Consider the following 20,712-nt stretch of genomic DNA (forward strand, 5'->3'; position numbering starts at 1 on the left):
GACGCGTACGCGCGAGTAACGTCGACACATCGGATCGCCTGTTGCGCGGCTGCCTGTCGGCGGCCGATGCGATCAACATAGTTCAACTATATCCACGGGGCAATCCGGATGCCGCCCGGCAGCCGGTGGAACCCGAAAGGAGCATCGTCATGAACCGCCCGGGCACATCGCGCCTTTTCTACGGCTGGTACGTGGTGGCGGCCGCGTTCGCCGTCACGTTCGTCGGGTTCGGCAGCGCGTATACGTTCAGCGCGTTCGTCGAGTCGCTGCAGCGGGATTTCGCCGCGTCGCGCGGCCAGATCTCGCTCGTGTTCTCGCTCGCCGGCTTCCTGTACTTCGGCTTCGGCATCGTCAGCGGGCCGCTCGCCGATCGTTTCGGCTCGCGGCGGCTCGCCGTCGCCGGGATGCTGCTGACCGGCGCGGGGCTCGCGGCCGCCGGCGCCGCGCATACGCTGCTGCAGGTCTATGTCGCGTACGGGCTCGGTGTCGGGCTAGGCGTCGGTTGCGCGTACGTGCCGGCCGTCGGCGCGGTGCAGCGCTGGTTCGTGCGCCGGCGCGGGTTCGCATCGGGGCTCGCGGTCGCGGGGATCGGCGTCGGCACGCTGGCGATGCCGCCGCTCGCGTCCGCGCTGATCGCGCAGGTCGGCTGGCGCGGTGCGTATTTCACGCTGGCCGCGATCGCGCTCGTGCTGGGAGCCGGCATGTCGCTGCTGATCGAGAACGATCCGCGCAGGCGCGGATGGCTGCCGGACGGCGATGTCGCCGGCGAGGGCAGCCGGAATGCCGCCGCTGCATCGACCGGCGCGAACGTGCATGCCGGCGCGACGGTGCGCGAAGCCGTCACGTCGCGGCCGTTCGCGAGTCTCTATGCGGCCTGCCTCGTCTGCTCGTTCGGTGTGTTCGTCCCGTTCGTTCACCTCGTGCCATATGCGCTCGATCACGGCGTCGCGCCGTCGACGGCCGTGCTGCTGCTCGGCGCGATCGGCGTGGGCAGCACGGTCGGCCGCTTCTTCCTCGGCGGCCTGGCCGACCGCTTCGGCCGCCGCGCGTCGCTGCTCGCGATGTTCGCCGGCATGGCCGTCGCGCTGATCGGGTGGGCGGGCGCCGGCACCGTCGCGACGCTCGCTGCGTTCGCGCTCGTGTTCGGCGTGTTCTACGGCGGCTGGGTCGCCGTGCTGCCGGCGGTCGTGATGGACTATTTCGGCGGCCGCAACGTGAGCGCGATCATCGGCATTCTGTACACGAGCGTCGCGTTCGGCACGCTGATCGGGCCGGCCGCCGCCGGCTTCGTCTACGATGCCGGCGGCGGCTATCTCGTGCCGATCCTCGCGAGCGCCGCCGCGAATGCGATCGCGTTCGCGATCGTCGCGACCACCGGGCGTGCGCCGGCCGCTGCGCGCGCGGCCGGCGGATAACGCCGTCCGCTGGGCGCGTCGCGCGGTTTCCGGTAAGGTGGCCGGACCGTCAACCGTCGACGCATGGTCGGGGAGGCATCGTGACATTCGACGAAGTCCGGCAGATCGCATTGGCGTGGCGCGGCGTCGAGGAAGGCACGTCGTACGGCACGCCCGCGCTGAAGGTGAAGGGAAAAGTGCTCGCGCGGCTGCGCGAGGACGGCGACACGCTCGTCGTGAAGGGCGTCGGCCCCGACGAGCGCGCATGGCTGATCGAATCGGCGCCCGACGTGTATTACGTGACCGATCACTATGTCGGTTGGCCGATCGTGCTGGTGCGCCTGTCGGCCGCGCATCCCGACGCCGTGAAAAACCTGCTTCTGCGAGAATGGAACGCACGCGTGCCGGCGAAGTGGCGGGACGAAACCGTCCGCGACGCGAACTGAGCGGCGCGCGCGGCGCACGGGCCGCCGCCGAACCGGATCAAGCGTTGCATCGGTTCGTATCGATGCAACGAGTGGTTCCATCGAAATTCTTCAATTGGTTCTTAGTGACGAACCGTTTGATGCTTACACTCCTTCGCTTCGAAGGCGGCTGACGACAGCCGACGGAACGGGCGTACGCGATGCGCCGGCGCCCGGCGCGCCGCATCGCACCCGCAGCTTCGCAGACTGCGCGGACGACCCGACCGGAACGGCCCGGTCCGGCCTTGTGCCCGCGTGCGATCGCACGCGGGGCCGCAGCCGGATTCGACAACGACAACTCCCCCGCGCCGCCTTCACGCGACACCGGTCGTACCGGAACCGTTTTTTGGAGAGAGACAGATGAGTGGAAGCAACACAGGCCTCGGCACTGGCCTGAAGCAGCGTCACGTGACGATGATGTCGATTGCCGGCGTCATCGGCGCGGGCTTGTTCGTCGGCTCCGGCCACGCGATCGCGGAGGCCGGGCCGGCATCGATACTCGCGTATGCGATCGCGGGCGTGCTGGTCGTGCTGGTGATGCGCATGCTCGGCGAAATGGCCGTCGCGCATCCAGACAGCGGGTCGTTCTCGACCTATGCCGATCGCGCGATCGGCCACTGGGCCGGCTTCACGATCGGCTGGCTGTACTGGTGGTTCTGGGTGCTCGTGATCCCGATCGAGGCGACCGCCGCCGCGACCATCCTCAATGCGTGGTTCCCGGGCATCGCGACGTGGATCTTCGCGCTCGGCATCACGCTGCTGCTCACCGTCACCAACCTCTTCTCCGTCAAGAACTACGGCGAATTCGAATTCTGGTTCGCGCTGATCAAGGTCGTCGCGATCGTCGTGTTCCTGTGCATCGGCGGCGCGGCGATCGTCGGCATCATCCCCGCGCCGGCCGTGTCGGGCGTGTCGAACCTGTTCGTGCACGACGGCTTCATGCCGCACGGCGCGAGCGCGGTGCTCGCGGCGATGCTGACGACGATGTTCTCGTTCCTCGGCACCGAGATCGTGACGATCGCGGCCGCCGAATCGGACAACCCGCAACGCCAGATCGTGCGCGCGACGAACTCCGTGATCTGGCGTATCACGCTGTTCTATCTCGGCTCGATCCTCGTCGTCGCGGCCATCGTGCCGTGGAACGATCCGCTGCTGCCGAAGCACGGCTCGTATCAGCGCGCGATGGAGCTGATCGGCGTGCCGAACGCGAAGGCGATCATCGACGTGATCGTGCTCGTGTCGGTCGCGAGCTGCCTGAATTCGGCGTTGTACACGGCGTCGCGGATGCTGTTCTCGCTGTCCCGGCGCCAGGACGCGCCGGCCTTCCTGCATCGCACCGATTCGACCGGCACGCCGCGCGCGGCCGTGCTGGCGTCGACCGCGTTCGGTTTCCTGACCGTGATCGCGAACTATCTGATGCCGGAGCAGGTGTTTAGCTTCCTGCTCGCGACGTCGGGCGCGATCGCGCTGCTCGTGTATCTCGTGATCGCGATCTCGCAGTTGCGGATGCGCAAGACGCTCGAAGCGGGCGGCGCCGACCTGACGCTGCGGATGTGGCTGTTCCCGTGGCTCACATGGGCCGTGATCCTGTTCATCTGCGGCACGTTGACCGTGATGTTCGTCAGCGAGGAGCACAGGATGGAAGTCGGCGCGACGGCCGTGCTGGCGTCGATCGTGCTGCTCGGGTCGTGGCTGAACAAGCGCGGGCGCGATGCGCAGGCGAACGCGGGGCGGCGGGTGTCGGCGACGTGAGCGCGCGAGCGGCCGGATGCGATAGCACCTGAGTGATACCGCCCGGAAGTATCGTGGCCCGACCGGCGTATGCCGGCCGGGCTTTTTTTATTCATCAAGGATTACCGGGTAACGGCCCGGCCGGCGTCCGCTCAGACGGCCGCGTCGCGATCGATTCGTTCCTGTTGGGAAATAGGCCATCGATGAATGGGCTATTTGTTACCGAAATGGTTTCATTTATTCTACGGGCACTCACAACCCATCAAGAGTCCGACCATGTCGATCCGTCATCTGTTTTCTTCCGCATTCGCGGCGACTGCACTACTCGGCGCCGCATCCGCGAGCATCGCCGCCCCGTTGACCGTCGATGTCTACAATCCGGGCGCGCATGCCATCTTCCCGGTTTCGTCCGAAATCGTTTCGGGCAAAACGGAGGCGATCCTGATCGACGCCCAGTTCCAGCGCAACGACGCTCAGGCGCTGGTGAGCCGGATCAAGGCGAGCGGCAAGACGCTCAAGGCCGTCTACGTGAGCCACAGCGATCCCGACTATTACTTCGGGCTGGAAACGATTCACGCGGCGTTCCCGGATGCGAAGATCGTCGCGACGCCGCAGACCGTCGCCGCGATCGAGGCCAGCAAGGACGGCAAGCTTGCCTACTGGGGCCCGATCCTGAAGGACAACGCGCCGACTTCGGTGATCGTGCCGCAGCCGCTCGACGGCAATACGCTGCGCGTCGATGGCGAGCCGCTGCGCATCGTCGGGCTCGACGGCCCGGCGCCCGATCGCACGTTCGTATGGATTCCTTCCGCGCGGACCGTGGTCGGTGGCATCCCGGTCGCCGCGAACGTTCATGTCTGGATGGCCGACACGCAGACGCCGCTGTCGCACGCGAACTGGCTGGCGACGCTCGACCGGATCGATGCGCTGAAGCCGGCGCGCGTCGTGCCCGGCCACTTCCTGCCGAACCGCGACGGCAGCCAGCCGTTCACCACGGGCGTCGCGTTCACGCGGAATTACGTCAAGGCGTTCGACCAGGAAGCGGTGCGCGCGAAGGATTCGACGACGCTGATCGCGGCGATGGAGGCGCGCTACCCGGACCTTGGCGAGAAGTCGTCGCTCGAGCTGAGCGCGAAGGTTGCGAAGGGCGAGATGCAGTGGCCCGCGCCGGCGCCGTTCCCTGCGGCGGGCAAGACGGTGCGCGTGCAGTTCGGCGCTACCGCGTTCGACCTGAACTTCAAGGACGACAAGACGATGTCGTTCGTCGGCACGGCCGGCCAATTCAAGGGCGTGACGGATACGGTGCAGTACACGGCGCGCGAGGTCCGTCCGCAGGTGTACATGGTGTACTGGCATGAGCCGTCCACCGGTTCGAACGTCGTGCACGTCGAGGATTTCGAACGCGGCGCGGTGGATACGAACATCGCGATGAAGGACGGACAGTTCCTGCATATGTCCGGGACGCTGAAGGTCGTCGGTCGGGAATGAGTCGGTTTTCCGCCATCGAAAAGAAAAAGCCCGCATTCAGCGGGCTTTTTTACGCTCGATGCGACAGCAACGCTCAGACGTTGAACAGGAAGTTCATCACGTCGCCATCGTGCACGACATATTCCTTCCCTTCCGCGCGCATCTTGCCGGCTTCCTTCGCGCCTTGCTCGCCCTTGTACGCGACGAAGTCGTCGAACGCGATCGTCTGCGCACGGATGAAGCCGCGCTCGAAGTCGGTGTGGATCACGCCGGCCGCCTGCGGTGCGGTATCGCCGATGTGGATCGTCCACGCGCGAACTTCCTTCACGCCCGCGGTGAAGTAGGTCTGCAGGCCGAGCAGCTTGAAGCCCGCGCGGATCACGCGGTCGAGGCCCGGCTCTTCCATGCCCATGTCGGCGAGGAAGGCTTCCTTGTCCGCGTCGTCGAGATCGGCGATTTCCGCCTCGATCGCCGCGCACACGGCGACCACCGGCGCGTTTTCGCTTTCCGCGTACTTGCGCACCGCCTCGAGGTGCGGGTTGTTCTCGAAACCGTCGTCCTTCACGTTGGCGACGTACATCGCCGGCTTCGCGGTGATCAGGCAGAACGGCTTGATCAGCGCCTGCTCGTCGTCCGACAGCGCGAGGCCGCGCACGGCCTTGCCCTGGTCGAGCTGCGCGCGCACCTTCTCGAGCACGGCGACGAGTTTCGCCGCTTCCTTGTCGTTGCCCGACTTCGCCGCCTTCGAGTAGCGCGTGAGCGCCTTCTCGATGGTGCCGAGGTCGGCGAGCGCCAGTTCGGTGTTGATCACTTCGATGTCGTCGATCGGGCTGACCTTGCCGGCGACGTGAATGACGTTTTCGTCCTCGAAGCAGCGCACGACGTGCGTGATCGCGTCGGTTTCGCGGATGTTCGCGAGGAACTGGTTGCCGAGGCCTTCACCCTTGCTCGCACCCGCGACGAGGCCCGCGATGTCGACGAATTCGACGACGGCCGGCACGACGCGCTCCGGCTTGACGATCTCGGAGAGCGCCTTCAGGCGCGTATCCGGCACTTCGACGATGCCGACGTTCGGCTCGATCGTGCAGAACGGGTAGTTCTCGGCGGCGATGCCGGCCTTGGTCAGCGCATTGAACAGGGTGGACTTGCCGACGTTGGGCAAGCCGACGATGCCGCATTTGAGACTCATGGAATCCTTCGGACGGGTGAGGCGGCGCGGCCGGACAGGGCACGGCGGCGCGGGAAAAAAGGGCGGCCGGCGCGTGGAGCGCGGCGGGCCGACGGTCAAAAACGCTATTGTACCGTGCCGGCGCCCCGGATTCCGGGCGGGGCGCCGAACGGCCGATGCGGCGGGCCGCCGCGTCGGCGCACCGGCCCGCGGTTCTGCTGATTTCCCGCAAAGTCCGGCCGCGTAAGGGTTTGGCCCCGCGGCTATAATGCCCGCCATGACTGCCCACCACACCTTCGACGTCGCCGTGGTCGGCGGCGGGCTCGTCGGCAAGACGGCCGCGCTCGCGCTGACCCAGTCCGGCTACAAGACAGCCTTGCTCGCCCAGCCGGCCACGCCGCGCCCCGCGGATCTCGCGTTCGATACGCGTGTCTACGCGCTGTCGTCCAGTTCGCAGGCGTTGCTCGAGCGGCTGCGGGTCTGGCAGGCGCTCGACCACGGCCGGCTCGCGCCGGTGTACGACATGCGCGTGTATGGCGATGCGCATGCCGAACTGCATTTCTCCGCCTATCAGGCGTCCGTGCCGCAGCTCGCATGGATCGCCGAATCGTCGCTGGTCGAGGCATCGCTCGACGCCGCGCTGCGATTCCAGCCGAACCTCACGTGGTTCGACGCGCGTGCGCAGGGCTTCGACGTGCGCGACGACGCGGCTGTGCTCACGCTGTCGTCGGGGCAGGTGCTCGAAGCGGATCTCGTCGTCGGCGCCGACGGCGCGCATTCGTGGGTGCGTTCCCAAATGGGGGCCAGGGTAGAGCGGCGCGACTACCGGCAGACGGGCGTCGTCGCGAACTTCAAGGCGTCGCTGCCGCACCGCGAGACGGCCTACCAGTGGTTCCGGGAAGGCGAGATCGTCGCACTGCTGCCGCTGCCGGACGGCCACGTGTCGCTCGTGTGGTCCGCGCACACCGCACACGCGGACGCACTGCTCGCACTCGATCCGGCGCAGCTCGCGGCCGAGGTCGAGCGCGTGTCGCACGGCCAGGTCGGCACGCTCGAATGCGTGACGCCGGCCGCCGGCTTCCCGCTGGCGCTGCAGACGGTCGACAAGCTGATCGCGCCGCGCGTCGCGCTGGTCGGCGATGCCGCGCACCTGATCCACCCGCTCGCGGGGCAGGGGATGAACCTCGGGTTGCGCGACGTCGCGGCGCTCGCCGACGCGATCGCGGGCAAGGAAAGCTTCCGCAATCTCGGCGATACGGTGCTGCTGCGTCGCTACGAGCGTTCGCGCCGCGAGGACATCCGCGCGCTGATGGTCGCGACCGACGGCCTGCAGCGGCTGTTCGCGGTGCCGGGCTCGCTCGCGAAGGCCGTGCGCAATGCGGGCATGGCGTTCGTCGGCGCGCAGCCGCTCGTGAAGCGCTGGCTCGTGTCGGCCGCGCTCGGCTGAACGAACCTTCCGCCGCCGCGCCGGTCGGAGACGGTTCCGTTACGGCGTACACTGTGCCGTGCACTCCGATTGAGCTGAAGGAAGATTTCGATGAAAAAAACGATCCGCATCGCATCGCTGGCGCTGGCCGTCACGATGGCGACGCTTGGCTGCACCGCGCAGGCCGACCAGACCACCGACAAGCTGAAGGCCACGCTGCAAGCCCGTCTCGGCAACGACGCGCCGATCAAGAGCGTGTCGAAATCGCCGGTGGCAGGCCTTTACGAAGTGAACCTCGGCTCGCAGATCATCTATAGCGACGCGGCCGGCGACTACGTGCTGCTCGGCGATCTCGTCGACGCCAGGACGCACAAGAACCTGACCGACGCCCGCCTGTCCGAAATCAACAAGATCGACTTCGCGAGCCTGCCGTTCGCGAATGCGATCAAGGTCGTCAAGGGCAACGGCACCCGCAAGATCGCGGTGTTCTCCGATCCGAACTGCCCGTACTGCAAGAAGCTCGAGACGACGCTGCAGTCGATCGACAACGTGACCGTCTACACGTTCCTGTACCCGGTGCTGTCACCGGATTCGACCGCGAAGTCGAAGGCGATCTGGTGTGCGACCGACCGCGCAAAAACGTGGGAAAGCTGGATGCTCGACCACCGCGCGCCGTCCGGCGCCGGTACCTGCGACACCACCGCGCTCGACAAGAACCTCGCGCTCGGCCGCGGGATGAACGTCACCGGCACGCCGACGATCTTCCTGCCGGACGGCCGCCGCCTGCCGGGCGCGGTATCGGCCGAGCAGCTCAACCAGGCGCTCGCCTCGAGCAAGTAACCGACCGCACGCCGGGCGCACGGCCCGGCCAGCGAGGGGCGCCCGCATGATCTGCCGGCGCCTCTCTTCGTTTTCGCCCGCCCCGACCGATTGCCACGATGACTCAGCCGATCCGCTATTCGATTGTCCCGAAAGATCTTGCCGCGCACTTGTTCGAAGTGACGGTGACGGTTGCCGATCCCGATCCCGAAGGCCAGCGTTTCTCGCTGCCGGTATGGATTCCGGGCAGCTACCTCGTGCGCGAGTTCGCGCGCAACATCGTGACGCTGCGCGCGTTCAACGACGCGGGCCGCAAGGTACGCATCGCGAAGACCGACAAGCACACGTGGCAGGCCGCGCTCGTGACCGGCGCGCTGACGCTGCGCTACGACGTCTATGCGTGGGACCTGTCGGTGCGCTCCGCGTATCTCGACGAGTCGGGCGGCTTCTTCAACGCGACGGCCGTGTTCCTGAGCGTCGCCGGTCGAGAGCACGCGCCGTGCGAAGTCGACATCGCGAAACCGGCCGGCGCGGCGTTTCGCACGTGGCGGGTCGGCACCGCGCTGCCCGAGGCGAGCGGGACGAAGCGCTACGGTTTCGGCGCGTATCGCGCGGCGAACTACGACGAACTGTCCGACCATCCGGTGACGATCGGCGAATTCGCGCTCGCGACGTTCGACGCGCACGGCGTGCCGCACGACATCGTGATCGCGGGGCGCGTGACGCAGCTCGACCTGGAGCGGCTGCGTAGCGACCTGAAACGCGTGTGCGAAGCGCAGATCGCGCTGTTCGAGCCGAAGTCGAAGAAGGCGCCGATGGACCGCTACGTGTTCATGACGCTCGCGGTCAGCGACGGCTACGGCGGCCTCGAGCATCGCGCGTCGACCGCGCTGATCTGCAACCGGACCGACCTGCCGGTGAAGGGGCGGCCGGAAACGACGGAAGGCTATCGCACGTATCTCGGCCTCTGCAGCCACGAGTATTTCCACACGTGGAACGTGAAGCGCATCAAGCCGGCGGCGTTCGTGCCGTACGACCTCGCGCGCGAGAACTACACGTCGCTGCTGTGGCTGTTCGAAGGCTTCACGTCGTATTACGACGACCTGATGCTGGTCCGCAGCGGGCTGATGTCGCAGGACGAATATTTCGCGGCGCTCGGCCGCACGATCGGCGGCGTGCTGCGCGGCACGGGCCGGCTCAAGCAGAGCGTCGCGGAAAGCTCGTTCGACGCGTGGATCAAGTACTACCGTCAGGACGAGAACGCGACCAATGCGATCGTCAGCTATTACACGAAGGGCTCGCTCGTGGCGCTCGCGTTCGACCTCGCGATCCGCGCGCAGACGCGTAACCGGAAGTCGCTCGACGACGTGATGCGCCTGCTGTGGCAACGCTACGGCCGCGACTTCTATCGCGGCAAGCAGGCGGGCGTGGAGGAAAACGAAGTCGAGACGCTGATCGAAGAGGCGACGGGCGTCGCGCTCGGCCGCCTGTTCGCCGACGCCGTGCACGGTACGCGCGACCTGCCGCTCGGCGAACTATTCGCGCCGTTCGGCGTGACGCTGGCCCCCGACGTCGCGCTCGGCGCGGCCGAGAAGCCGACGATCGGCGCGCGCTTGCGTGGCGGCCCGGACTGCACGTTGGCGGCCGTCTACGAAGGCGGCGCCGCGCATCGCGCGGGGTTGTCGGCCGGCGACACGCTGATCGCGGTGGACGGGTTGCGCGTAACGGGCACGAACCTGGATGCGCTGCTGGCCCGCTATCGGCCGGGCGACAAGGTGGAGATCCACGCGTTTCGCCGCGACGAGCTGCGCACCGCGAAACTGAAGCTCGACGGTCCGGAAGTCACTCGCTACCGGCTGACGGCGGCCGCGAGGCCGGCTGCGGCCACGAAGGCCCGCGAAGCGTGGCTGAACGGGTAACCCTACGCGAGCGGGTATCGGGGCGCGATCGGGTATTGTCCCGCTGCTGCAACGATCCGTCGCCCTGAACCCGCTTTTTCGCGGTCATGCGGCCCCGCACAATGGCGTCACTCGCGCTACCGAAGCGCAACCCTACCGGAGCCTGACATGACGACCATTCTGCAAATCAATTCCGCCGCGCGTTCGCAAGGTGCGCAATCCACGCTGCTGGCCAACGAACTGACGGCAAAGCTGCAACAATCGAACCCCGGCGCGAACGTCGTGGTTCGCGACCTGCTGGCCGATGCGCTGCCGCACCTCGACGAATCGGTGCTCGGCGCGTTCTTCACGCCGGCCGACAAGCGCACCGCGGAACAGAATGCGATCGTCGCGAAGAGCGATGCGCTGATCGCCGAGCTGCAGGCTGCCGACATCATCGTGATCGGCGCACCGATGTACAACTTCGGCATCTCGTCGCAACTGAAGACGTACTTCGACTGGATCGCCCGCGCAGGCGTCACGTTCCGCTATACCGAGAACGGTCCGGAGGGCCTGATCAAGGGCAAGAAGGTTCACGTGGTGACGGCGCGCGGCGGCAAGTATGCCGGTACGCCGAACGACAGCCAGACGCCGTACCTGCGCACGTTCCTCGGCTTCGTCGGCATGACCGACGTGAGCTTCATCTACGCCGAAGGCCTGAACCTCGGCCCGGATGCGCAGAGCGCCGCGCTGGCCAGCGCACGCGAAGCGATCGCCGCCGCGTAACGCGTCAGGTCGATGCGGGTGCGGTGCACCCGCTGCATCGCCCGATAAAAAATGCCGCGCCCCGAAAGGGACGCGGCATTTTCGTATTCGCCCGGCGAACCCTGGGGCCAGCGCAAGCCCGTTATCAGGGTGAACGGGCCCCAGGCCGTCACGCGAGCGTTTCGGCTACGTCCGGCAGGCGCCAGTCGATCGGTTCGCGGCCCGCGTCGATCAGATAGTCGTTCGCGAGCGCGAAATGGCGGCAGCCGAGGAAGCCGCGGTGCGCGGACAGCGGCGACGGATGCGGCGCCTCGAGCACGCAATGCGCGTTCGCGTCGAACAGTGCGCGCTTCGCCTGCGCGTGCGCGCCCCACAGCATGAACACGAGCCCGCGATGGCGGCCGGCGAGCTCGCGGATCAGCGTGTCCGTGCATTGCTCCCAGCCGCGCTTCGCATGGCTCGCGGCCGCGCCGCGCTCGACCGTCAGCACGGTGTTGAGCAGCAGCACGCCCTGGCGCGCCCACGTATCGAGGCAGCCGTGACGCGGCGTGTCGTGACCGAAATTCGCGGCGATTTCCTTGAAGATGTTGCGCAGCGACGGCGGCGTGCGCACGGCCGGCGGCACCGAGAACGCGAGGCCGTGCGCCTGCGGCGTGCCGCGGTCGTCGCCGTGATACGGGTCCTGGCCGAGGATCACGACCTTCACGTCGTCCGGGCTCGTCAGGCGCAGTGCGCGGAACACGTCGGTCGGGTAGACCGTCTTGCCGGCCGCGCGCTCCTCGTCGACGAAGCGGCACAGCGGCGCGTACGCGTCGCTGTCGGTGAACGGTTTCAGCACGTCGCGCCAGACGGCCGGCAGCGCGTCGAATTGCGCGGCGAGATGCGGCACGTCGGCGGCACCGGGTTGCGGTGCCGAGGCGGTCGGGGCCGGCGCGGGCGCCGGTGCGGCCGCCTGCTTCGCGGATTTTCGCCGAGCCGCGGGCGGCTCGGAAGCCGCGGACGGAATATCGTCCGGTGCCGGTTCCGGCATGGGATCGTCGAACAGCGACGCCTGTTGCGGCGCGCGGGAAGTCTTGCGGGTTGCCATGCGTGATGCGTGTTTATTGCGCGCGCAGCCGGTAGCCGCGCTGCGCCTTGCTGATGTTTTCGGGAACGAGGCCCGGCAGCGCCTGCTGCAGTTCGGCGGCGAGCGTCGCGAGCGCCGTTTCCGGGCCGTCGATCAGTTCGAGTTCGATTTCGCTGATCGGTTCGCGGCGCGTTTCGTGTTCCGCCTGGACGACGATCTCGCCGAGGTCCACCGCGGCCTCGACGGTCGCGCCGCCGATTGCGATGCGCCACAGCGTACGCGAAAAATCCGTGCGGAACAGCGCGTACAGTGCGCCGGCCGCGTCGTTCAGTGCGGCGGCGGCTTCCGGCACGTCGCAGGCCGCGACGAGCGCGTCGATCTCGAGCGCGTCGCCCGCGACCGGCAGCTCCCATTCGTGGCGGCGGTGCAGGCCGCCTTCCGCGCTGCCGACCGTCTTGAACGTCTGCAGCCAGCCGTCCGGCGTGCGGCGCACGCGCACCGCGCTCTTCGAGCGCGCCAGCGCGAGATCGGGCGTGTCGTAATAGACGTTCGCGAGCGTGATCGCGTGGCCGGGTTCGCCGGTCAGCGTCTCGAAGAAGCGGCGCGCGGCGTCGGCCTGGCCGGCCGGCAGCGCGAGCTTGATTTCCTTTTCGATCGCCATCAGAAGAACATCCGCGCGAGTTCCTCGCCCGGCTGGTCGGCGCGCATGAACGCCTCGCCGACGAGGAACGTGTTCACGTTCGCCGCGCGCATGGTGTCGACGTCGGTGCGCGACAGGATGCCCGATTCGGTCACGACGATGCGATCCGCCGGAATCATGTCGAGCATGTCGAGCGTGGTCCGGATCGACGTCTCGAACGTGCGCAGGTTGCGGTTGTTGATACCGAGCAGCGGCGTCTTGAGCGTCAGCGCCTGTTCCATCTCGTTGCGATCGTGCACTTCGACCAGCACCGCGAGGCCGAGCGAGTGCGCATAGGCTTCCAGATCCTGCATCAGCGGCGTGTCGAGCGCGGCGGCGATCAGCAGGATCGCGTCGGCACCCATCGCGCGGGCTTCGACGATCTGGTACGCGTCGACGATGAAGTCCTTGCGCAGCACCGGCAGCGTGCAGGCCGCGCGCGCTTCCTCGAGGTAGCGGACGCCGCCCTGGAAGAACTGCTCGTCGGTCAGCACCGACAGGCACGCGGCGCCGTGCGCCGCATACGAGCGCGCGATGTCGGCTGGCACGAAATGCTCGCGCAGCACGCCTTTCGACGGGCTTGCCTTCTTGATTTCGGCGATCACGGCGGCGTTGCCGGCCGCGTGTTTCGCCCGCAGCGCGCCGACGAAGTCGCGCAGGTCGCGCGCGGAGGCTTCCAGCTTCAGCGCCTCGAGCGGCGTGCTGCGCATGGCCGCCGCTACTTCTTCGCGCTTGACGGCAATGATTCGGTCGAGAATGTCGCTCATAGAGGTTCCTGCTTGATTCGTAAGAGGGTCAGCGCTTGAACTGCTGCGTGAAGCGCACGAGCTCGTCGACCTTCGCGCGGGCCTTGCCGCTCGCGATCGCTTCGCGGGCCAGCTGGATGCCGTCCGCGATCGACTCGGCGATATTGGCCGCGTAAAGCGCGGTGCCGGCGTTCAGCGTGACGATCTCGCGTGCGACGCCCGGCTGGTTGTCCAGCGCGCCGAGCAGCATCGTGCGCGATTCGTCGGCATTTTCCACCTTCAGCGTGCGGTTCGACACCATCTGCAGGCCGAAGTCCTCCGGATGGATCTCGTATTCGTGCACCTCGCCGTCGCGCAATTCGCCGACGAGCGTCGCGGCGCCGAGCGACACCTCGTCCATTCCGTCCTTGCCGTACACGACGAGCACGTGCTGCGCGCCGAGGCGCTGCATCACGCGCACCTGGATGCCGACGAGGTCGGGGTGGAACACGCCCATCAGCTGGTTCGGCGCGCCGGCCGGATTGGTCAGCGGGCCGAGGATGTTGAAGATCGTGCGCACGCCGAGCTCGCGGCGCACGGCCGCGATGTTCTTCATCGCCGGATGATGGTTCGGCGCGAACATGAAGCCCATGCCGGTTTCGGCGATCGATGCGGCGACCTGGTCCGACTGCAGGTCGATGTTCACGCCGAGCGCCTCGAGCACGTCGGCGCTGCCGGACTTGCTCGACACGCCGCGGTTGCCGTGTTTCGCGACCTTCGCGCCCGCGGCCGCCGTGACGAACATCGACGCGGTCGAGATGTTGAACGTGTGCGAGCCGTCGCCGCCGGTGCCGACGATGTCGACGAAATTCGAGTTGTCCCGCACCTCGACGTGGTTCGCGAATTCGCGCATCACGGTCGCGGCGGCGGCGATCTCACCGATCGTCTCCTTCTTCACGCGCAGCCCAGTGATGATCGCGGCCGCCATCACGGGCGACATGTCGCCGCGCATGATCAGCCGCATCAGGTGCAGCATTTCGTCGTGGAAGATCTCGCGGTGCTCGATCGTGCGCTGCAGCGCTTCCTGCGGGGTAATCGTCATCGTGCGTCTCCCGTCAGGCGGCCGGTGCGGCCGCGGCGCGGCTCTGTTTCAGGAAATTCTCGAGCAGCGCATGGCCGTGCTCGGACAGGATCGATTCCGGGTGGAACTGCACGCCTTCGACCGGCAGCGTCTTGTGGCGCACGCCCATGATCTCGCCGTCGTCGGTCCACGCGGACACCTCGAGGCAATCGGGCAGCGATTCGCGTTCGATCGCGAGCGAGTGATAGCGCGTGACGTCGAAATGCTTCGGCAGGTCGGCGAACACGCCGCGGCAGTCGGTTTCGATCCGGCTCACCTTGCCGTGCATGATGGTCTTCGCGCGCACGACGCGGCCGCCGAACGCTTCGCCGATCGCTTGGTGGCCGAGGCAGACGCCGAGGATCGGCTTCCTGCCCGCGAATTCGCGCAGCACGTCGAGCGTGATGCCCGCATGTTGCGGATTGCTCGGGCCCGGCGACAGGCAGATGGTGTCGGGATTCAGGCGCGCGATGTCGCCGAGCGTGATTTCGTCGTTGCGGTAGGTGCGCACGTCCTCGCCGAGTTCGCCGAAGTACTGGACCAGGTTGTAGGTAAACGAGTCGTAGTTGTCGATCATGAGCAGCATGGTCAGTCTCCGGTCAGAAGTCGCTATCGAGGCCGTCCTGGACCTGTTCGGCCGCACGCAGCACCGCGCGCGCCTTGTTCTCGGTCTCTTGCCATTCGGATTCGGGCACCGAATCCGCGACGACGCCGGCCGCCGCTTGCACGTACAGGTTGCCGTTGTGGATCAGACCCGTGCGGATCGCGATCGCGAGATCCATCTCGCCCGAGAACGACAGGTAGCCGACCGCACCACCGTACAGCCCGCGCTTGACCGGCTCGAGCTCGTCGATCAGTTCCATCGCGCGCACCTTCGGCGCGCCGGACAGCGTGCCGGCCGGGAACGTCGCGCGCAGCACGTCGTAATTCGTCATGCCGGGCTTCAGCTTGCCTTCGACCGAGCTGACGATGTGCTGCACGTGCGAGTACTTCTCGATCACCATCTTGTCGGTGACCTGCACCGAGCCGATCTCCGCGATGCGGCCGACGTCGTTGCGCGCGAGGTCGATCAGCATCACGTGCTCGGCGATCTCCTTCGGATCGTTCAGCAGTTCGGTCGCGAGCTCCGCGTCGCGCTCCGGCGTGTTGCCGCGCGGACGCGTGCCGGCCAGCGGCCGGATCGTGACGATCTGGTCGTCGCCGCGCTTTTCCTGGCGCACCAGGATTTCCGGCGACGCGCCGACCACGTGGAAATCGCCGAAGTTGTAGTAATACATGTACGGCGACGGGTTCAGCGAACGCAGCGCGCGATACAGCGACAGCGGATTGTCGCGGTACGGCTTCGTGAGCCGCTGGCCGACCTGGATCTGCATCAGCTCGCCGGCCGCGATGTATTCCTTCGCCTGACGCACGGCGGCCAGATAGTCGTCCTTCTTGAACTCGCGGAACGTCTCGGTGCGCACGCTCGCCGACGTGACGGGCGGCTGCACGGTCGTGCGCAGGCGCTGCTTCAGTTCGCGCAGGCGCTGTTTTGCCTTCGCGTACGCTTCGGGCTGGCCCGGGTCCGCGTAGATGATCAGGTAGAGCTTGCCGGCGAGGTTGTCGATCACCGCGACTTCCTCGGTCAGCAGCAACTGGATGTCGGGCAGCCCGAGATCGTCGCGCGGCGCGGTGTTCGCGAGCTTCTTCTCGATGTAGCGCACCGCGTCGTAGCCGAAGTAGCCGGCGAGGCCGCCGCAGAAACGCGGCAGGCCCGGGCGCTGCGCGACCTTGAAGCGCGCCTGGAACGATTCGATGAACTGGAACGGGTCGCCGTCGTGCGTCTCGACGACCTTGCCGTCGCGCACGACTTCCGACACGCCGTTGCGGGTGCGCACGAGCGTGCGGGCGGGCAGGCCGATGAACGAGTAGCGGCCGAAACGTTCGCCGCCGACCACCGATTCGAGCAGGAACGAGTTGGCGCCCGCGCGTTCGGGCTGGGCCAGCTTCAGGTAGAGGGACAGCGGCGTTTCGAGATCGGCGAGCGCTTCCGCGATCAGCGGAATGCGGTTGTAGCCTTCGTTCGCGAGCGATTGGAATTCGAGTTCGGTCATGTTCCGGTCCTGTTCGGGACGAGCGGCGCGGGCGCCAGGGATCACTTGACGCTGCGCGGGTGGCCGTCGGCGAAAGGGCGGTCGATCGAGAAGTGCCTGTTGCCGGCCGGCGCTCCGGGCGTGAACGTCGCGAGCCTGCGGCCGATCCTGAACGCAAGCGTTCGGATGCGGTGGAACTCGAGGTAGTGCGACGATCGGCGCGCGGATGCGCAGCGAGATAAAAAACGGCGCTGAAGACGTGCTTCAGCGTACCTCATCGAAGAGGTTAGCGCGACCAGCGACGCCAGGGCCAGGCTCCCCGGTCGATGCTGCTCAGACTCCGTTTTTTATTCAGAAACATGCGGATGGAAGAAATAATCAGAGGGTTGGCCGGCCGGCGTTGTGCGCGGAAATTGCGCGAGCCGCGACCAGCAACGAATCGACTATACCATCCGAATTTATCGTTTGTATAGCTTTGCCGTGGTTGTAGCCGTACGGCACCGTCAGCGTCGCCATCCCGGCCGCGCGGCCGGCCAGCGCGTCGTTTTCCGAGTCGCCGATCGCGACCGCGGTGCCCGGCGCGACGCCGAGCGCGTCGCAGGCCGTCAGCATCGGCAGCGGATCGGGCTTCTTGCGCGCGACGCTGTCGCCGCCGAGCACGATGCCGAAGCAGCCGGCCAGCCCGTATTGCTCGAGCAGTTCGACCGCGAAGCGGTGCGGCTTGTTCGTCACGCACGCGAGCCGGATGCCGGCCGCGCGCAGCGCGTCGAGCCCGGCCGCCACGTCCGGATAGAGACGCGTGTGGCGACCGTTGATCTTCGCGTATTCGGTCTGGTAGATCGCGAGCGCGTCGTCGAAGCGCGCGTGCGCTTCATCGGCCGGGAAGCGCGGCTTCAGCACGCTTTGGATCAGGTGTTCGGAGCCCTTGCCGACGTAGCCGATCACTTCGTCGCGCGACGTGGCCGGCGCGCCGAGCCGCGCGAGCATCCCGTTCAGGCCGGCCGTGAAATCGTCGGCCGTGTCGACCATCGTGCCGTCGAGGTCGATCAGCGCGGCATCGATGCGCGGTGCGGCAAAGCGGATCGCGGCCGCGCCCGTGGCGGCTCCGGCCGGCGCGTGGCCGGCGAACGACGAGTCGGCCACGGCGTCAGCTCCGCTCGACGGTGGCGAGCGCCGCGCGCATCTCGTCGATCACCTTGCGATAGTCGGGCTTGCCGAAGATCGCCGAACCCGCGACGAACGTGTCGGCGCCGGCTGCCGCGATTTCCGCGATGTTGTCGGCCTTCACGCCGCCGTCGACTTCGAGCAGGATCTCGCGGCCCGTGCGTTCGGTGTACGCGTCGATGCGGGCGCGTGCCTCGCGCAGCTTGTTCAGCGTTTCCGGAATGAACGACTGGCCGCCGAAGCCCGGGTTCACCGACATCAGCAGCACGAAGTCGAGGCGGTCCATCACGTGATCGAGGTAGTTCAGCGGCGTGGCCGGATTGAACACGAGGCCGGCCTTGCAGCCGTGGTCGCGGATCAGCGACAGCGTACGGTCGATGTGGTCCGAGCCTTCCGGGTGGAAGCTGATCAGGTTCGCGCCGGCCTTCGCGAAATCGGGCACGATCCGGTCGACTGGGCGCACCATCAGGTGCACGTCGATCGGTACCTGCACGTGCGGGCGGATCGCCTCGCAGACGAGCGGGCCGATCGTGAGGTTCGGCACATAATGGTTGTCCATGACGTCGAAGTGAATCCAGTCGGCGCCGGCGGCGACCACGTTGCGGACTTCTTCGCCGAGCCGTGCGAAGTCGGCCGACAGGATGCTGGGAGCGATGCGGAATTGAGTCATGACAGGGAAGCGGGGGACGTTGCGGCGCAAAACCGTCATTCTACCGTCCGGCGACCCGGTGCGCGGCGGCAGGCCGTGCGGTTACGACCCGATTGCGCATAGAATGCCGAACCAATGCAGCGCGCCCGCGGCCCGGCCGCTCGAGTCGGCGCGCGCGGTTACCTACAGCGGACACACCATGAGTCAGTATCAGTTCACCGTTTCGGTGAAAACCAGCTACTTGCCGGAACAATCCGACCCCGATCACCGTCAATACGCATTCGCGTACACGCTGACCATCCGCAACACGGGACAGGTCGCGGCCCAACTGATCGCGCGCCACTGGATCATCACGGACAGCGAGAGCCACGTGCAGGAAGTGAAGGGGCTCGGCGTCGTCGGCCACCAGCCGCTGCTGCAGCCGGGCGAGCATTTCGAATACACGAGCTGGGCCGTGATCGCGACGCCGGTCGGCACGATGCGCGGTGCGTACTTCTGCGTGGCGGAGGACGGTGAGCGTTTCGAGGCGCCGGTCGACGAGTTCGCCCTGCACATGCCGCGCACGTTGCATTGAATCGAGCGCGCGGCGGCGCTCAGCGCAGCTTGCGGTCGTTGCTGCGGGCGTGCTTCTTCCTGCCCGACGACGTCCACACGACGATGAAGATCAGCAGGGCAAGCGCTACGAAGGCTTCGAGCGCGAAGATGAGCATTGGATATTGGTCGAGAAAATCTGACATGGCGGTTTCCATCAAGAACGGACATTGTATGTGGTTTGGGCCCCGGCTGGCCGGGTGGATGGCCGCAGCCGCGGCGGCGGCGCTGCTCGCCGCGTGCGGCGGCGCGCCGACGCGAACCTCCGCGCTGAAGCCGCCGACCGGCGCGGCGATCGTGCCGGGGCAGGTCGCCGCGAAGCGGCTCACGCCGGTCGCGTGGCAGCAGGTGCCGGGCTGGCAGGACGATTCGCTGATCGGCGCGACGGCCGCGCTGCGGCAGAACTGCGCGCGGCTCGCGCGCCAGCCCGCGTGGGCGCGCGCTTGCGCGGCCGCCGACCGGCTCGACGAACTCGACGTCAGCAGCGCACGCACCTTCTTCGAAACGTATTTCACGCCGTTCCAGCTCGCGAATACCGACGGGACGCTCGACGGGCTCGTGACCGGCTATTACGAGCCGCTGCTGCACGGCTCGCGCGTGCGTCGCGGCCCGTATCAATACGCGCTCTATCGCTGGCCGGCCGGCTATCGCGCGGGCGCCGCGCTGCCGGCACGCGCGCAGCTCGAGCGCGCCGGCATCCTGAACGGCAACGAGCTCGTGTGGGTCGACGATCCGATCGAGGCATTCTTCCTGCAGGTGCAGGGCTCGGGTCGCGTGCTGCTCGACGACGGTTCGGTGATGCGGGTCGGCTTCGGCGGCACCAACAACCAGCCGTATCGTTCGATCGGCAAGTGGCTGCTCGATCGCGGCGAACTGACGCCCGCGCAGGCGACGATGCAGGGCATCAAGGCCTGGGCGAAGGCGAACCCGACGCGTGTCGACGCGCTGCTCGACACGAATCCGCGCTTCGTGTTCTTCCGCGACATGCCGACCAAGGAAGATGCGCCGCACGGCGGCGCGGACGGTCCGATCGGCGCGCTCGGCGTGCCGCTGACCCCGGAGCGCTCGATCGCGGTCGATCCGTCGTCGATCCCGCTCGGCACGCCGGTGTTCCTGCAGACCACGCGTCCGCTGACGAACACGCCGATGAACCGGCTCGTGTTCGCGCAGGATACGGGCTCGGCGATCAAGGGCGGCGTGCGGGCAGACTATTTCTGGGGGCTCGGCGACGATGCCGGCGACCTGGCCGGCCGGATGAAGCAGGTCGGCAGGATGTGGCTGCTGTTCCCGAATTCGTGATTTTGGAGCGGCGCGGGTTCGCTGGATCGTCGCTCATGAACGATACGTGGCATTGATGGCGCGGGGCGCGCCTCGTGCGCGTGGGCGTGCCGGTCTGATCGCCGGTGTGCCCATGCGATTTCGGTTCGCGTAATGCTGTGCGCGTCACTTCGAACGACGCTTTGGAATAGAGCAGCCCGATCGGCATCGGCCGACCGGGCTGTTTCGTTTGCAGGCGCGGATCGGCCGCTGCGCGC

General features: G+C 67.4%; 20 protein-coding genes. 10 read left to right on the top strand and 10 right to left on the bottom strand.

Features of this window, described 5'->3' with window-relative positions:
- The first annotated feature begins 149 nt into the window (after positions 1–149).
- From WS54_RS15320 to WS54_RS15335, 4 genes are all read left to right on the top strand, one after another.
- A complete protein-coding gene (locus WS54_RS15320) occupies positions 150–1,415 on the top strand; it encodes an MFS transporter (protein ID WP_059780278.1) in 1,266 nt (421 codons plus the stop codon).
- Between the two features lie 80 nt (positions 1,416–1,495).
- On the top strand, positions 1,496–1,840 hold the full coding sequence (locus tag WS54_RS15325; protein ID WP_059780277.1) for an MmcQ/YjbR family DNA-binding protein: 345 nt from the start codon (positions 1,496–1,498) through the stop codon (positions 1,838–1,840).
- A 378-nt stretch (positions 1,841–2,218) separates the two neighbouring features.
- Positions 2,219–3,610: a GABA permease gene (gabP, locus tag WS54_RS15330; protein WP_059780276.1), complete on the top strand. Its 1,392-nt coding sequence runs from the start codon at positions 2,219–2,221 to the stop codon at positions 3,608–3,610.
- 255 nt (positions 3,611–3,865) lie between these two features.
- Entirely contained in the window at positions 3,866–5,077 is a 1,212-nt protein-coding gene (locus WS54_RS15335) for an MBL fold metallo-hydrolase (protein WP_059780275.1), read from the top strand.
- Positions 5,078–5,150: 73 nt separating this feature from the next.
- Here the strand turns inward: WS54_RS15335 and ychF are convergent, their stop codons facing one another.
- Positions 5,151–6,245 (bottom strand): redox-regulated ATPase YchF, encoded by a 1,095-nt coding sequence (gene ychF / locus WS54_RS15340; protein ID WP_059780274.1) that lies wholly within the window; start codon positions 6,243–6,245, stop codon positions 5,151–5,153.
- 247 nt (positions 6,246–6,492) lie between these two features.
- Between ychF and WS54_RS15345 the strand changes: the two genes are divergently transcribed.
- The 4 genes from WS54_RS15345 (at position 6,493) to WS54_RS15360 (ending at position 11,132) form a co-directional block, all read left to right on the top strand.
- A complete protein-coding gene (locus WS54_RS15345; RefSeq protein WP_059780273.1) occupies positions 6,493–7,671 on the top strand; it encodes a UbiH/UbiF family hydroxylase in 1,179 nt (392 codons plus the stop codon).
- A gap of 90 nt (positions 7,672–7,761) precedes the next feature.
- The gene (locus tag WS54_RS15350; RefSeq protein WP_059780272.1) at positions 7,762–8,490 is read left to right on the top strand and encodes a DsbC family protein; all 729 of its coding nucleotides are present in this window, start codon (positions 7,762–7,764) and stop codon (positions 8,488–8,490) included.
- A 98-nt stretch (positions 8,491–8,588) separates the two neighbouring features.
- Complete coding sequence (locus WS54_RS15355; RefSeq protein ID WP_059780271.1) at positions 8,589–10,388, top strand: M61 family metallopeptidase; 1,800 nt, start codon at positions 8,589–8,591, stop codon at positions 10,386–10,388.
- 147 nt (positions 10,389–10,535) lie between these two features.
- Positions 10,536–11,132 carry an FMN-dependent NADH-azoreductase gene (locus tag WS54_RS15360; protein WP_034209836.1) on the top strand — a complete coding sequence of 199 codons (597 nt, stop codon included), beginning with the start codon at positions 10,536–10,538 and terminating at the stop codon, positions 11,130–11,132.
- A gap of 148 nt (positions 11,133–11,280) precedes the next feature.
- Here the strand turns inward: WS54_RS15360 and WS54_RS15365 are convergent, their stop codons facing one another.
- The 8 genes from WS54_RS15365 to rpe all read right to left on the bottom strand — a co-directional run bounded on the left by WS54_RS15365 (position 11,281) and on the right by rpe (position 18,607).
- Positions 11,281–12,198, bottom strand: coding sequence for a uracil-DNA glycosylase (locus WS54_RS15365; protein WP_034209837.1), 918 nt, complete (start codon positions 12,196–12,198; stop codon positions 11,281–11,283).
- A gap of 13 nt (positions 12,199–12,211) precedes the next feature.
- Positions 12,212–12,838, bottom strand: a complete 627-nt coding sequence (locus WS54_RS15370; RefSeq protein ID WP_034209838.1) for a CYTH domain-containing protein — start codon at positions 12,836–12,838, stop codon at positions 12,212–12,214.
- The gene (gene trpC / locus WS54_RS15375) at positions 12,838–13,623 is read right to left on the bottom strand and encodes an indole-3-glycerol phosphate synthase TrpC (protein ID WP_059499662.1); all 786 of its coding nucleotides are present in this window, start codon (positions 13,621–13,623) and stop codon (positions 12,838–12,840) included. Before trpC ends, WS54_RS15370 begins: the two co-directional genes overlap by 1 nt.
- A 28-nt stretch (positions 13,624–13,651) precedes the next feature.
- Positions 13,652–14,683 carry an anthranilate phosphoribosyltransferase gene (gene trpD / locus WS54_RS15380; protein WP_034209840.1) on the bottom strand — a complete coding sequence of 344 codons (1,032 nt, stop codon included), beginning with the start codon at positions 14,681–14,683 and terminating at the stop codon, positions 13,652–13,654.
- A 13-nt stretch (positions 14,684–14,696) separates the two neighbouring features.
- On the bottom strand, positions 14,697–15,287 hold the full coding sequence (locus tag WS54_RS15385) for an aminodeoxychorismate/anthranilate synthase component II (protein WP_059780270.1): 591 nt from the start codon (positions 15,285–15,287) through the stop codon (positions 14,697–14,699).
- A 13-nt stretch (positions 15,288–15,300) separates the two neighbouring features.
- Positions 15,301–16,794, bottom strand: coding sequence for an anthranilate synthase component I (gene trpE, locus WS54_RS15390; protein WP_059780269.1), 1,494 nt, complete (start codon positions 16,792–16,794; stop codon positions 15,301–15,303).
- A gap of 357 nt (positions 16,795–17,151) precedes the next feature.
- Positions 17,152–17,916: a phosphoglycolate phosphatase gene (locus WS54_RS15395; RefSeq protein ID WP_059780268.1), complete on the bottom strand. Its 765-nt coding sequence runs from the start codon at positions 17,914–17,916 to the stop codon at positions 17,152–17,154.
- 4 nt (positions 17,917–17,920) lie between these two features.
- The gene (rpe, locus tag WS54_RS15400) at positions 17,921–18,607 is read right to left on the bottom strand and encodes a ribulose-phosphate 3-epimerase (RefSeq protein ID WP_006482066.1); all 687 of its coding nucleotides are present in this window, start codon (positions 18,605–18,607) and stop codon (positions 17,921–17,923) included.
- A 178-nt stretch (positions 18,608–18,785) separates the two neighbouring features.
- Here rpe and apaG point away from each other — a divergent pair, with 178 nt between their 5' ends.
- Complete coding sequence (gene apaG, locus WS54_RS15405) at positions 18,786–19,160, top strand: Co2+/Mg2+ efflux protein ApaG (RefSeq protein ID WP_006477037.1); 375 nt, start codon at positions 18,786–18,788, stop codon at positions 19,158–19,160.
- Positions 19,161–19,179: 19 nt separating this feature from the next.
- Here apaG and WS54_RS34265 read toward each other — a convergent pair whose 3' ends face one another.
- On the bottom strand, positions 19,180–19,323 hold the full coding sequence (locus tag WS54_RS34265) for a hypothetical protein (RefSeq protein ID WP_230624986.1): 144 nt from the start codon (positions 19,321–19,323) through the stop codon (positions 19,180–19,182).
- 28 nt (positions 19,324–19,351) lie between these two features.
- Between WS54_RS34265 and mltA the strand changes: the two genes are divergently transcribed.
- Positions 19,352–20,476, top strand: coding sequence for a murein transglycosylase A (mltA, locus tag WS54_RS15410; protein WP_230624987.1), 1,125 nt, complete (start codon positions 19,352–19,354; stop codon positions 20,474–20,476).
- Positions 20,477–20,712 lie beyond the last annotated feature (236 nt).

The organism is Burkholderia sp. NRF60-BP8 (assembly GCF_001522585.2).
Taxonomy (GTDB): domain Bacteria; phylum Pseudomonadota; class Gammaproteobacteria; order Burkholderiales; family Burkholderiaceae; genus Burkholderia.